Below are 12,654 nucleotides of genomic sequence, written 5' to 3'. Positions count from 1 at the left end.
CTGGCTTCAGGCGCAACGTTGCCATCACGCCTGCCGCATCGCATCTGGGACGGCGTGAACGAGATCGACGACATCGAATGGCGCGTGACGCCGGGGCTGACCCCCTACGACCAATCGCTGGCCGAGATGGAGGCGCGTGCCGCCGCGGTCGCGGCAGGCGAGGCACGCGAGCTGATCTGGCTGCTCGAACATCCGCCGGTCTATACCGCAGGCACCAGCGCCGATCCGGCCGAGCTGGTCGACGCGCGTTTTCCGGTGGTGCCGGCGGGGCGTGGGGGGCGCTATACCTATCATGGTCCCGGCCAGCGGGTTGGCTATCTGGTGCTCGACCTGAACAAGCGCGGCCGCGATGTGCGCTGCTTCGTCCACGCGGTCGAGGGCTGGGTGATCGCGGCGTTGGCGCGCGTCGGCATCGAGAGCTTCCGCGCGCCCGGCCGTATCGGCATCTGGACGCACGACCGATCGGGACAGGAAGCGAAGATCGGCGCGATCGGCATTCGCGTCCGCCGCTGGGTGACGCTGCACGGTTTTGCGGTCAATTTATCGCCCGACCTCACGCATTTCGGTGGGATCGTGCCGTGCGGGATCGCCGATTACCCGGTGACGAGCGCGCAAGCACTTGAAAAACCGACTTCCCATGCAACCTTCGACGCCGCGCTGGCGTTCACCGCCAGACCTTTTCTCCAAAGCCTTTCTTGTCACGGTGAAATCGAGGCTTGAGGGGTGGTCGCGTACCGATTACCATCGAACCTGATTTGGGTAATTTCACGACCCCAACGGTCTCCAAATCTTACAGTCTAGGGAGCAAATTTCATGCGTGCCATTATCACCAAGGTTCTGACCGGCTCGGCACTCGCAGCGGCCGCACTCGCGGTTTCGGCGTGCGGTTCGAAGACCGACACCACCACCGACAACACCATGATCACCGACATGAACGCCACCGAGGGCATGGACACCATGTCGGACAACATGACTGCCGTGGACGGCAGCATGAACGGCGGCATGATGGCGAACGACACGATGGGCGCCGGCATGGGCGGCAACGACATGATGATGTCGAACAGCACCACGACGACCACCACCAACGCAATGTAATCTGCCCCACGGGCATTTACGAAGCGTAAAAGGCCGTCCGGGAAACCGGGCGGTCTTTTTCTTTGGCGCCCTCGAACTCGGGAGCGCGCGAGACCAAAGCCGGCTGCCGACCGCGAGCGACCGGTCCTACCCGTCCAGCGCATCGGCCTGACGTGCGAGATCGTTTCGATCGCGTCTCCGTTTTGCGACGGAACGCAAGCAAATCGTGGCAGAATTCGCTTGGGCGCGTTAACCAACGTTGGTAAAAGCCGAGCCCATCAGGGCGCGAAACGGGGTCGCGCGGGTGAGGAGTTTCGGAACATGGGGTTGGTTCGGTTCGTCGGCATGTGCGCCGCAACCGCCTGCGCGTTGTCCAGCGTATCGGCTTCGGCGCAATTCTACCTGCAGCACAAGGACCTGAGCGCGCCCGCCATCACCGGCAGCGAGCCCGATGTCGGACAGGTCCTGCCCGGCGCGACCGAGGCGGAGCAGCACGCCGGGGTGGCGTGGAAGATGCGCGCCGCGCTCAACGTCGCCGCGCTGCAATGCCAGTTCGAACCGACGCTGCTGACGGTCGACAAATACAATGCCCTGCTGACCGACCATGAGGCGGAGCTGAAGACGTCGTACGACACGCTGACCAAATATTTCCTGCGCGTCGCCAAGACAAAGAAGGAAGGCCAGCAGGCGCTCGACCAGTTCGGCACCCGCACCTATTCCAGCTTCGCGACGGTCAATTCGCAGTTCAATTTCTGCCGTGTGGCGGGTGATATCGGGCGCGAGGCGCTGTTCAGTTCGCGCGGGCAGTTCACGCAATTGTCGCTCGACCGCATGCGTGAGCTGCGCAACAGCCTGACACCGTGGGGCGACCAGGCGATCGTGCGAACCGGCCGACCGCTTCCCGCGACGCTGCCGCGGTTCGAGAAGATGTGCTGGAAGGGCAGCGATTATAACGTCAAGAAGTGCGGCGACCCGCTGGTGCCGGTCACCTACGCCGCGCGCTGATCCGATACGCGGGACCTGCCGCATGATCGCGGCGGGCCGCTTGCCGGGCGATCGAGACGTTGTGTTTGTGCCGCGACTTCTAGCGAATTGAAACAGGGCGCGCTGATCCAAGCGGCCACCATGTCGATGCGCACGATGGAGCCGCTCTTCGAGCCTCACAAGATTCACCGCGTCGGGCGATCAAAGGTAAGGGCACTGTGACCTTGCCGGCTGGGGCGCCATCATGACTCTCGCCAGCGCAGAGGCCGGTGTCCGGTGCCACTGAAAAAACTGCACTTCCCGTCGCCGCCGTGTTCAACGCTCTGCGGCACGTATCGCACGTAAGGCGATAATTGGGCGCGCGTCGTCGATCCGACTCGATGACACGCGCGAACATAGCGGGTACGTCCCTGCGCCGATCCCTCGCCCGACACGTGCGCAGGCGATCGGCATACGCACTATATCTAGCGGGCGGCGCCGGCATTCACACCTACATAGCCGATTTGTGCACAGAAAAACGTCGTGGCGATCGCCGGAGCGGGGTGGTGATGCGACCCGCTTTCCCGTATCATCCGCAGGCAGGTCGGCAAGCGTCTCGCCGCCATGCACCGGGAGCAGATGTTGATCGAACCGAGCCGAGACACGATGCACGCCGCAGCGCGATCCACGCGCGTCGCGGTGTCGCGTGCGGGCTCGGTCATGTCTCGCCGACGCGCACGCCACATAGCAGAAACCCCGGCCCGCCTGCCCGTTAGGGACACGCGAACCGGGGCTGCACACGCCCGTGTGGGCAGTCGTGCGTTACTCCGATTCCTCGAACTGCACCGCCTCGGCGCCGTTCGCCGACAGTCGCACCTTGCCGTCCTCGACATCGGCGACGAGGCCGAGCGAGATGTAATGGTGCTTGGCGCCCTGCCCGTCCTCGGTCTGCGGCGAGTCGTTCTTGGTCAGCTTGATGCGGTCGCCCTCGACGTGGTCGACGGTGCCGACGTGCGTGCCGTCGGCACCGATGACTTCGGCATGTTCCTGGATCTGGCTGGCGTCGACCATCGTGTCACTCCTTGCTTGATGGGGTCGGGGGCCGAACGCACAACCCAGCCATTGGTCGCATCTCAGGCGCACGCATCGGCGCACGAGGCATGAGCTGGCAGATCATCATCATGTACGCGGTCGCCGCTATCCTGGCGCTGACCGGCGCAGGGTTGCTCCTCGCGCTCACCCGGCCGAGTGGGCCGGCCAAGGTCTATGTGTTCCGCATGGTCGGCATCATGCTGCTGTCGGGCGGCGCGGTGCTGGCGATGAGCGCGGCGGCGATGCAGCGGTGGAGCAGCGAAGACGCGACGTTAACCCATAGCGTCGAGAGCGACGTGTTGTGAGGCATCCGCTCGCGCTCCTCGCGACGGCGGCGCTGCTGATCGCGGGCGCGTTGCTGTTCGCGCTCGGGCTCGTGCAACTGCGCCGCCGCCATCTGCCGTTTCGCGCACCCACCCGCGCCGCGCTTATCGGCGCGCGCGATTGTTTCCTCGGCGCGCTGACGCTTGGCGTCGCCGGCCACCACCTCAACACCATCCTGTCGGAGTAACCCCCATGTCCCTCCTCCACGCGTCGAAGCAGTACAAGCCGTTCGAATACCCCTGGGCGTTCGAGTTCTGGAAGCGCCAGCAGCAGCTCCACTGGCTCCCCGAGGAAGTGCCCTTGGGCGAGGATTGCCGCGACTGGGCGCAGAAGCTGACCGATCATGAGCGCAATTTGCTCACCCAGATCTTCCGCTTCTTCACCCAGGCCGACGTCGAGGTGCAGGACTGCTACCACGAGAAATACGGCCGCGTGTTCAAGCCGACCGAGATCAAGATGATGCTGACCGCGTTCAGCAACATGGAAACGGTCCACATCGCCGCCTACAGCCACCTGCTCGACACGATCGGCATGCCCGAGAGCGAATATGGCGCCTTCCTCGAATATGGCGAGATGAAGGACAAGCATGATTACATGCAGAACTTCGGCGTCGACAGTGACGAGGATATCGCGCGCACGCTCGCCATGTTCGGCGGCTTCACCGAGGGCGTGCAGCTGTTCGCCAGCTTCGCGATGCTGATGAACTTCCCGCGCTTCAACAAGATGAAGGGCATGGGGCAGATCGTCAGCTGGTCGGTGCGCGACGAGAGCCTACACTGCGAGGGCATCATACGCATGTTCCACGCCTTCTGCGCAGAACGGCAGTGCCTGACCAAGGCGGTCAAGGACGACATCGCCGACGTGTGCCAGACGACGATCCGGCTGGAGGATAATTTCATCGACCTCGCCTTCGAGATGGGCCCGGTCGAGGGGATGAAGCCCAAGGATATCAAGAAGTACATCCGCTACATCGCCGACTGGCGCATGGGGCAACTGGGCCTCAAGCCGATCTATATGATCGACGAGCACCCGATCCCATGGCTCACCCCGCTGCTCAACGGCGTCGAGCACGCCAACTTCTTCGAAACCCGCGCGACCGAATATTCGAAGGCCGCGACCAAGGGCCAGTGGAACGACGTCTGGGACGCGTTCGACAAGCGCAAGAAGGCGAACGCAGCCAAGCCGGCGAACGAGGACGTGGTCGCGGAAGCGGATATGTTCGGTGGTGTGGCGGCTGAATAATAGAGCCCGTGTTAGCTTTCGCCACTTCAAGCGCTGCGGATGCAATCAACCTCATCGTAGGTCTGCTAGGCTTGGCGCTTGGAGTGGCAGGGTTCGGATTTACTTTACACCAATTATCACAAGTCAAGTCTGTTTCTCACGCTCAAGAAGAAGCCATAACAAACCTTAAGTTGAGGTTTGCAGGTTTCGATGCGATACAGGAGTGCGCTCAAGCGCAAATCTACCTTGATGCATTACGCGACGCCGTACAATCGCTAGACAAACCTTCTATACTGGCTAATTACGACAGATTAGCCATTTGCCTGCTCTCTCTTTCAGAAAGCAGCTCTATGCCACAGGACCTTGCAGCCTCGCTGAAAGACAGCGCTAGTAGAATAGCCCTTCTCTCAAATGGAATAGACAAAGCTTCAGCGTCTGAGATCTCTATATCTAAACAGCTTGAGACCGCGAGGTCTTTTCATACTATCTTGATGAAGACACGCTTTACCATTCATAAGGAACAATAGAATGGCGAACGTTGAGGATAAATTCCGCTCACTCGCCGAGGGCCTTTATATTGGATCGACGACAGGAAGACTTAAATGGTCCCCTTTTCCAGAGACTAACTCATACATCACGATCGTCAATGACGCAAAGATCGAGATTGCCTCATCAGTGAATGATGAAGGCGAGGACCTGTTTATAATAAACGTTTTTGATAAGAACGGCACTAGGATTGACACGTTTACCGATGAGTATTTCAGTCGCAAGATAGCCCCGCAGCACGTGACGGCTTCAAATTACTTTATCCTCATGTCAAATTTATACGAAATTGCCCGTCGAAACGCTACTGGCGCCGATCGGGTCCTTGACTCGATCCTTGACGCTTTAGGAGCTCCAAAGATCGATTCTGACGAAGTGCCGTTCTAGACAAACCTGTCCTACACACCCCGATCCCGCATACCTCACCTGCTCCTCTCACACGGAGCACACACATGGCCGCTCGCCGTACCGCCGCCGCTCGATCAACCGGGCATGACCTCGCACATGACAACGTCACCGACCTGCCGCTGCCCCCGCCCGTGCCGGTGCGCGTGCGCGCGGATGGCTGGACTGCCGAGCGGCAGCGGACCTTTCTGACCGTCTTGGCGGAGACGGGATCGGTCAGCGCGGCGTGTCAGGAGTCGGGAGTGTCGTCGCGCTCCGCCTATCGCCTGCGCGCGCGGCCGGATGCCGAGGGCTTCGCGCGCACCTGGGATCAGGCGCTCAAGATCGCCACGGTGCGCCTCACCACGCTCGCGTTCGAGCGCGCGACCCGCGGAACCGTGCGCGAGGTGTGGAAGGACGGCACGCTCGTCCAAACGACGCGCGAGCCGAGCGACCGGCTGCTCGTCTTCCTGCTCCAGCATCTGCTGCCCGCGGAAGGCCCGGCGATCGCTGGGACGGGTTCGAGGCGATGACCGATGCCGCACGCGGCACCTTCCAGCGTTCGCTCGGCACGCTCGGCGATCACGCGTGCGAGATGGTGCCGACCCTGGTGCAGGATTACTTCCCCGACGAACCGAAGGATTGCCGTGACGCGACGTGAGGTCGCGCGGTGCGATCGTCGCGCGATCGGCTCGACCGTGCCCAAACGTCCCAGGGGCCCTCGCGCGCACACATGCGTAGGGGTGTGACTTTCGTGACCTTCCGCGTCCCCGCCCCTTCGCGAGCCGTACGATGCAACCTGGGCGCGGCACCGCGCGTCTGCTCTCCCGCACGCAGGAGGATCGGTGGCCGGACGGGTGAAGCGCAAGGCGGGGCTGGCGGAAGCCGAAGCGCTCGCCGCGCGTGCCGCGCCGCCGCCGGTCTGCGCGCTGTGCGGTCGGCCGCTGGGGGTGAAGGTCGAGTGGCACCATGTCGTGCCCAAGAGCGAGGGCGGCACGCACACCGAGCCGGTGCATCCGATCTGCCACCGCGCGATCCACGCCGCCGCCGACAACCGCGCGCTGGCGGTCGCAGGCACTCTGGAAGCGATACGCGAACTGCCGGTGATGGCGCGTTTCCTGCGCTGGATCGCGGACAAGCCGCCCGACTTTCACGCGCCGACCAGGCGGCCGCGCTGAGCGCTGTCAGCGATTCGGTCGTCCGAGGCCGCATGTGCGACCAAGGCCGAACATGGCGGGGTGCGGCGGCTTTGTGGCCGGTATGTTGCGCTGCGGCAACTTTGTGGCAGGTTCGTTCATACGTCCGAAAGGAAGCGTGTCGTTCCGGTCACAGTTGTGATTTTGTGCGGGTGCTCGGGTCGATTTGCGCAACCCTGTCCACTTCTGCCGGTTAGGTGGGCCTCGGGTACGCGGTGTGACACTGCCACCCCCGATAAACAGATAAAACTATACCGAGGTTCATCATGCGTAAGCTCGTTCTTGCGACGGCCGTTGCCGTGTCCGCTCTCGCCGCCGCCCCTGCCTTCGCGCAGGACGCGTCCTATCCGTCGACCACCGACACCGCTTATGGTCAGACGACCACCACCGACACGGCGACCGCGCCCGACGGCACCAAGGCGTTCGGCATCGATCCGTATTTCGCGATCCGCGGCGGCTGGGAGCAGTTCGACAGCGAGCCGAACAAGGCCGGCATCCCCCCCGTCAACCGTCGTGACAAGCTGAACGGCTCGCTGGTCGAGGGTATCGCTGGCTTCAACGTGCCGCTCAGTATGTTCTTCGTCGGCGCCGAGGGTAACGTCGCCAAGGGCATCTCGGGCGACATCGACTGGGAATATGGCGCCGCGGGCCGTTTTGGCTTCCGCGCCGGCGAGAGCGGCCTGTTCTACGGCAAGGTCGGCTACCAGTGGGTCAACTTCGACAAGCGCGTGAACACCAACCGCGACTATGACGATGTCACCTACGGCGTTGGCTTCGAGGTCGGCCCGAAGGACATCGGCCTGGGCGGCGTGACCGGCAACGCGGGCTTCCGTCTGCGCGGCGAAGTGTCGTCGTTCGGCTGGGTGCACAGCTTCCGCCCGACGCTGGGTATCGTGACCCACTTCTGATCCGTTGATCGAAGAATTCCGCGCCGGTTGCGTAGCGCGCGGAGTTTGAGGGGAGTGGGGCCGCAGGGTTCCGCTCCCCTTCTCATGTCAGGCGCGCGGCAGCCAGTCGCTGAGGATCGCGTTGACCGCCTCGGGCGCTTCCTGCTGCACCCAGTGCGACACGCCGGGCAGCCGCCGGATCGTCAGGTCGGACACGAACCGCTCGGTGCCATCCAGCGTCTCGAGCCCGAGTGCTGTGTCCTCCTCGCCCCAGACGATCAGCGTCGGCACCTCGACCCGCCCGCCGTTGCGCAGCTTCATCGCATCGCGGTGGCGTGCCGCAGCACGGTACCAGTTGATCATCGCGGTCGCTGCGCTCGGCGCTTGCGCCGCTGCGGCGTAGACGTCGAGCACGTCGTCGGGGAAGCGCGTTTTGTCGACTGCCATGCCGCGAAAGGCGTGGCGCACCGCCGCGGCATCGTTCGCGATCATCGCCTTCTCGGGCAGCCACGGCAGCTGGAACGCCGCCATGTACCAGCTTCGCCGCCGCTGCGGCCAATGCCTCAACGTCTCGGCGAAGCAGATCGGATGCGGCAGGTTCATCACCACCAGCCGCTCGATCGGGCGGACGCGGTTGATCGCGAACATCCACGCAATCGCCCCGCCCCAGTCATGCGCCACCAGCGTCAGCCTGGCAGCACCGCTGGCATCGAACAGCGCGGCGGCATCGGCGACGATCCGATCGGCGCTATACGCGGTGACGCCCTCGGGCCGCGACGACGCGCCATAGCCGCGCTGGTTGGGCGCCCACACGCGGTAGCCCATTTCCGCCAGCAGCGGTATCTGATAGCGCCACGAGAAGTTGAGCTCGGGAAAGCCATGCAGGCACAGCGCCAGGTGATCGCCCTCACCCGCCTCCGCCACCTCGAACGTCAGTCCGTTTGCGGCAACCTGCCGCAGCGTGATCGCGCTGTCGGCGGCTGGGGTCCAGGCGTGCGTCACGCCCGCCGGCTGAGCTGGAACGTCGGCGTCACACCGCAGAAGTTCGGTATGTCGGCGTTCACCTCAGCGGAGCGCGGGTTCGCCATCGCCTTCTGAAACGCCTCCATCGACACGAACTCGACCTGCGCGATCGTGGAGAAGGCCAGGTCGCCCGACAGTCCGGCAAGCGCGTGGTAGACCGTGGTGCCGGTCACCGCCTCGCCCCAGATCTCCTTGACCAGCGGCATGTGGTGGTCGGCGTAATAAGCCTCATCGAACGGCTTGTCGGCGTCATAGGGGTAGACGACGGTCATGGTCACCACACGCACGCTCCTCTCGTGAACGCCGCTACACGCGACGCCTTGATACGATCAGCATAACTGTAGCTTTGTCCGGCGCAACGCCAGTCCGGTGGCGGTTCGCTCAGCCGCGACGGCGGCGTTTGGGTGGTGGGGTTTGCTGGCGCAGGATGTCGAGCAGGGCGGCGGCGGCGGCGGTTTCGGCTTCCTGCTTGCTGGTGCCGGTCGCGCTGGTCTCATCCTTGCCGACGGCGACGCGGACGGTGAAGCGCGGTGCATGGCCGGGACCGGAGCGGTCGGTGACTTCATAGGCCGGGGTCGCGCGGCGGTTGGCGGCGGCCCATTCCTGCAGCGCGGATTTGGGGTGCTGCGGCGCGACGCCATCGGCGTGGATGCGATCGGCCCATAACCGGCGCACCACGTCGCGCGCCGCATCGAGCCCGCGCTCGCGGTAGAGCGCGCCGAGCAACGCCTCCATCACATCGCCCAGCACGTTGTCGCTGGCAGCAGCGCCATCGTCGCGGGCCTGCTTGCCGAGGCGAAGGTACGGCGCAACGCCCAGATCGCGTACCACCGCGGCGCAGACCGAGCCGGTGACCAGCGCGTTGAACCGCTTGGAAAGGTTGCCCTCGGGCTCGTTCGGGAACGTCTCAAACAGCCACTCGGCCATGATCAGCCCGAGCACGCGGTCGCCGAGGAACTCCTGTCGTTCGTAACTGTCGCCCGTATGGCTCGAATGCGTCAGCGCACGCTCGAACGGGGCAATCTCAAGCGGTCGATAGCCGAGCCGCGTCTCGATCCAGTCGGCGAGCTCGCTCAAAAGCCCTCCCCGATGCGCCGCAGCCGCGCCGCCGACAGCCAGGTCCACGGCTTCACCCACGAGGCCGATCCGTCGGTCGACCAGAAGTTGACGATCGCCTTGCCCTCGATCCGCTCCATCGGGATATAGCCCATGCCCTCGGGCGGGGCAAAGCGGCTGTCGGCGCTGTCGTCACGGTTGTCGCCCATCAGGAACACGTCGCCTGCGGGGACGCGGTAGACCGGCGTGTCGTCGGCGATCGGAATATATTCCTGGTCAATCACCATGTAGCTGCGCCCGTTCGGCAGCGTCTCGCGGAACTGCGGGTAGCGGCAGATCGGCTGATTGTCGGCGCCCACGTCCTGGAACTGCGTGCCGCACTTGTCCTCGGGGAAGTTGGGCGAGATCGGCACGATGAAGTCGGCGACGCGCTGCTTGGGGATTGCGCGGCCGTTGAGGAACAGCTGCCCGCGGCGCATCTGCACCGTGTCGCCCGGAAGCCCGATCACGCGCTTGATCACGTCGTGGTCGTCGGGCTCCATGCTGCGGAAGACGACCGTGTCGCCGCGGGTCGGATCGGAGGCGAAGATGCGCCCCGGGATCAGCGGCACGCCGAACGGCAGCGACCATCGCGAATAGCCGTAATTCCACTTCGACACGAACAGATAGTCGCCGATCAGCAGCCGGGGCAACATCGATTCCGACGGGATCGAGAACGGCGCGAAGATGAAGCTGCGCAGGATGAAGACGAACAACGCGAGCTTGAGCAGGAAGCGAAGCGTTTCCCTGGTCTCGGACGCGGCGGTCTTGCCCGCATTGGTGCTGGTGGCCATGACTGCCCGGTCGCGCAAGCGGCGGTGCGCGTCAAGCGTGGGTTTCGGGCGGAGCTTTCGCAGGGATCGGACCCTTGATGCGCCTCGCCCGTTCGGGCGGCTGACGGATTTGCTAGCAGGACGAGATTATCATGGCTGACTGGTCACCCATCGAGGCGCTGCCGACCGAACGGCTGGAGGCGCTGTTCGCGGCCGATCCGGAGCGGCTGAAGCGGCTGACGCTCGACGTTGCGGGCATCCACTTCGACTGGGCGAAGACGCACCTGACCGCCGATATGATCGCGGCGTTCGAACAGCTGGCTAAGGAATGCGATCTGGCGGGCAAGCGCGAAGCGATGTTCTCAGGCGCGCACGTCAACGTGACCGAAGACCGCCCGGTCGAGCACACGGCCGAGCGTGGCGAGGGCAACCCGGACTCGGTTGCACGCGCTGGCGCCTACCATGCGCGGATGCGCGCGCTGATCGATGCGATCGAGGCGGAGGCGTTCGGGCCGGTCAATCACATCCTGCACGTCGGCATCGGCGGCTCGGCACTTGGCCCGCACCTGCTGGTCGATGCGCTGGGGCGTGACAGCGACCGCTACGATGTCGCGATCGTCTCCAACGTCGACGGCATGGCGCTGGAAGACGTGTTCGACCGCTTCGATCCCGCGACGACGTTGCTGGTGGTCGCGTCCAAGACCTTCACCACGACCGAGACGATGATGAACGCGGAGAGCGTCATCGACTGGATGCAGGGCGCGGGCGTGTCCGATCCCTACGGCCGCGTCGTCGCGGTTACCGCCTCGCCCGACAAGGCGATCGAGTGGGGCGTCGACGAGACGCGCGTGGTGCCGTTCAGCGAGGGTGTCGGCGGGCGCTACTCCTTGTGGTCGTCGATCGGCTTCCCGGCCGCGATCAAGCTCGGCTGGGACCAGTTCGAGGAATTGCTTGAAGGCGCGGCGGAGATGGACCGGCACTTCCGCCTGTCGGCGCTGCACGAGAATGCCCCCGCGCTCGCCGCCTTTGCCGACCTCTATTACACGCAGGTGCGCCACGCCGAGACGCGCGCGCCGTTTGCTTACGACGAGCGGCTGCGACTGCTGCCGAGCTATCTGCAACAGCTGGAGATGGAGTCGAACGGCAAGGGCGTGACGGTCGACGGCAAGCCGGTCGGGCGGCCGACCGCGCCGATCACCTGGGGCGGGGTCGGCACCGACGCGCAGCATGCGGTGTTCCAGTTGCTCCACCAGGGTACGCACCTCGTCCCGGTCGAGTTCCTGGCGGTGATCGAGGCCGGCGACACGCTGTCGGAGGATCACCACAAGAACCTGCTGCTGAACGCCTTCGCTCAGGGTGCGGCGCTGATGAAGGGGCGCGCAAACCCCGACGATCCGGCGCGCGCCTATCCGGGCGACCGGCCGTCGTCGACGCTGCTGCTCGAACGGTTGGACGCGCGGACGCTCGGCGCGTTGATCGCCTTCTACGAGCACCGCGTGTTCGTGAACGGCGTGCTGCTCGGCATCAACTCGTTCGACCAGTTCGGCGTTGAGTTGGGCAAGGAGATGGCGAAGGTCGCGGCGAAGGGCGGCGGCGATTTCGATCCTTCAACCGACGACCTGATCGCGCGCGCGTTCGGCGGCGACACGGACGGCGAATGATCCTCGCGCTCGCCGTGGCGGCTGCGAGTGTGCCGAGCCTTGCCGAGATGAAGTGGCAGCGCCGCGTGCTCGTTGTAGCCGCGCCTGGTGCGAGCGACGCGGCGCTCGCCGCACAGCGTGAGGCACTTCGGGGCTGGCGTCGCGGCGCGGAGGATCGCGACGTGCAGGTGGTGGAGGTGATCGGCGAGCGCGTCACCGGTGCGCGCGACACTGCAGCGGCGCTGCACGCGCGGTTGCGCCTGCCCGCCGACCACTTCGCGGTCGTGCTGGTCGGCAAGGATGGCACCGTTGCATTCCGCTCCAATCAGCCGGTCGCGGCCGACACGTTGCAGCGGCGGATCGACGCGATGCCAATGCGGCGCGCAGGGCAGCGCTAGCGCGATCTGCGTGGCCCCGGTACGAGCGGCCACATTCAGCG

General features: G+C 64.8%; 19 protein-coding genes. 14 read left to right on the top strand and 5 right to left on the bottom strand.

Annotated elements, in window-relative coordinates:
- The first annotated feature begins 18 nt into the window (after nt 1-18).
- The 3 genes from lipB to SMN802W_RS0105095 all read left to right on the top strand — a co-directional run bounded on the left by lipB (nt 19) and on the right by SMN802W_RS0105095 (nt 2,079).
- Nucleotides 19-720 carry a lipoyl(octanoyl) transferase LipB gene (gene lipB, locus SMN802W_RS0105105; protein ID WP_443208578.1) on the top strand — a complete coding sequence of 234 codons (702 nt, stop codon included), beginning with the start codon at nt 19-21 and terminating at the stop codon, nt 718-720.
- A 93-nt stretch (nt 721-813) separates the two neighbouring features.
- Nucleotides 814-1,095, top strand: coding sequence for a hypothetical protein (locus SMN802W_RS0105100; protein WP_019515817.1), 282 nt, complete (start codon nt 814-816; stop codon nt 1,093-1,095).
- Nucleotides 1,096-1,395: 300 nt separating this feature from the next.
- Complete coding sequence (locus SMN802W_RS0105095) at nt 1,396-2,079, top strand: hypothetical protein (protein WP_019515816.1); 684 nt, start codon at nt 1,396-1,398, stop codon at nt 2,077-2,079.
- A gap of 780 nt (nt 2,080-2,859) precedes the next feature.
- Here SMN802W_RS0105095 and SMN802W_RS0105085 read toward each other — a convergent pair.
- A complete protein-coding gene (locus SMN802W_RS0105085) occupies nt 2,860-3,108 on the bottom strand; it encodes a DUF2171 domain-containing protein (RefSeq protein WP_019515814.1) in 249 nt (82 codons plus the stop codon).
- 89 nt (nt 3,109-3,197) lie between these two features.
- Here SMN802W_RS0105085 and SMN802W_RS16460 point away from each other — a divergent pair, with 89 nt between their 5' ends.
- The 9 genes from SMN802W_RS16460 (at nt 3,198) to SMN802W_RS0105045 (ending at nt 7,705) form a co-directional block, all read left to right on the top strand.
- Nucleotides 3,198-3,434, top strand: coding sequence for a hypothetical protein (locus SMN802W_RS16460; RefSeq protein WP_019515813.1), 237 nt, complete (start codon nt 3,198-3,200; stop codon nt 3,432-3,434).
- The gene (locus SMN802W_RS0105075) at nt 3,431-3,640 is read left to right on the top strand and encodes a hypothetical protein (RefSeq protein WP_019515812.1); all 210 of its coding nucleotides are present in this window, start codon (nt 3,431-3,433) and stop codon (nt 3,638-3,640) included. The genes SMN802W_RS16460 and SMN802W_RS0105075 overlap by 4 nt, the downstream gene beginning before the upstream one ends.
- Nucleotides 3,641-3,645: 5 nt before the next feature.
- Entirely contained in the window at nt 3,646-4,695 is a 1,050-nt protein-coding gene (locus SMN802W_RS0105070) for a ribonucleotide-diphosphate reductase subunit beta (RefSeq protein WP_019515811.1), read from the top strand.
- Nucleotides 4,696-4,703: 8 nt separating this feature from the next.
- Entirely contained in the window at nt 4,704-5,201 is a 498-nt protein-coding gene (locus SMN802W_RS18155) for a hypothetical protein (protein ID WP_156818730.1), read from the top strand.
- 1 nt (nt 5,202) lies between these two features.
- Entirely contained in the window at nt 5,203-5,604 is a 402-nt protein-coding gene (locus SMN802W_RS18150) for a hypothetical protein (RefSeq protein WP_156818729.1), read from the top strand.
- 65 nt (nt 5,605-5,669) lie between these two features.
- Nucleotides 5,670-6,134 (top strand): hypothetical protein, encoded by a 465-nt coding sequence (locus SMN802W_RS16455; RefSeq protein WP_019515809.1) that lies wholly within the window; start codon nt 5,670-5,672, stop codon nt 6,132-6,134.
- Nucleotides 6,131-6,262, top strand: coding sequence for a hypothetical protein (locus SMN802W_RS18810; protein ID WP_019515808.1), 132 nt, complete (start codon nt 6,131-6,133; stop codon nt 6,260-6,262). Before SMN802W_RS16455 ends, SMN802W_RS18810 begins: the two co-directional genes overlap by 4 nt.
- A gap of 196 nt (nt 6,263-6,458) precedes the next feature.
- Nucleotides 6,459-6,779, top strand: a complete 321-nt coding sequence (locus tag SMN802W_RS0105050) for an HNH endonuclease signature motif containing protein (protein WP_019515807.1) — start codon at nt 6,459-6,461, stop codon at nt 6,777-6,779.
- A gap of 284 nt (nt 6,780-7,063) precedes the next feature.
- On the top strand, nt 7,064-7,705 hold the full coding sequence (locus SMN802W_RS0105045) for a hypothetical protein (RefSeq protein ID WP_019515806.1): 642 nt from the start codon (nt 7,064-7,066) through the stop codon (nt 7,703-7,705).
- 87 nt (nt 7,706-7,792) lie between these two features.
- Here the strand turns inward: SMN802W_RS0105045 and SMN802W_RS0105040 are convergent, their stop codons facing one another.
- The 4 genes from SMN802W_RS0105040 to lepB all read right to left on the bottom strand — a co-directional run bounded on the left by SMN802W_RS0105040 (nt 7,793) and on the right by lepB (nt 10,596).
- Nucleotides 7,793-8,686 carry an alpha/beta fold hydrolase gene (locus SMN802W_RS0105040; RefSeq protein ID WP_019515805.1) on the bottom strand — a complete coding sequence of 298 codons (894 nt, stop codon included), beginning with the start codon at nt 8,684-8,686 and terminating at the stop codon, nt 7,793-7,795.
- Nucleotides 8,683-8,979, bottom strand: a complete 297-nt coding sequence (locus tag SMN802W_RS0105035) for an EthD family reductase (RefSeq protein WP_238560123.1) — start codon at nt 8,977-8,979, stop codon at nt 8,683-8,685. The genes SMN802W_RS0105040 and SMN802W_RS0105035 overlap by 4 nt, the downstream gene beginning before the upstream one ends.
- 109 nt (nt 8,980-9,088) lie before the next feature.
- Nucleotides 9,089-9,784, bottom strand: coding sequence for a ribonuclease III (rnc, locus tag SMN802W_RS0105030; protein ID WP_051083508.1), 696 nt, complete (start codon nt 9,782-9,784; stop codon nt 9,089-9,091).
- The gene (gene lepB / locus SMN802W_RS0105025) at nt 9,781-10,596 is read right to left on the bottom strand and encodes a signal peptidase I (RefSeq protein WP_019515802.1); all 816 of its coding nucleotides are present in this window, start codon (nt 10,594-10,596) and stop codon (nt 9,781-9,783) included. Before lepB ends, rnc begins: the two co-directional genes overlap by 4 nt.
- Nucleotides 10,597-10,727: 131 nt before the next feature.
- Here lepB and pgi point away from each other — a divergent pair, with 131 nt between their 5' ends.
- Entirely contained in the window at nt 10,728-12,236 is a 1,509-nt protein-coding gene (pgi, locus tag SMN802W_RS0105020) for a glucose-6-phosphate isomerase (RefSeq protein ID WP_019515801.1), read from the top strand.
- Complete coding sequence (locus SMN802W_RS0105015; protein ID WP_019515800.1) at nt 12,233-12,613, top strand: DUF4174 domain-containing protein; 381 nt, start codon at nt 12,233-12,235, stop codon at nt 12,611-12,613. Before pgi ends, SMN802W_RS0105015 begins: the two co-directional genes overlap by 4 nt.
- The last annotated feature ends 41 nt before the right edge of the window (nt 12,614-12,654 follow it).

This window comes from Sphingomonas sp. Mn802worker (genome assembly GCF_000382485.1).
Taxonomy (GTDB): Bacteria; Pseudomonadota; Alphaproteobacteria; order Sphingomonadales; family Sphingomonadaceae; genus Sphingomonas.
The sequence above is the reverse complement of the archived record's forward strand: the minus strand, read 5'-3'. Positions and strand labels throughout refer to the sequence as shown.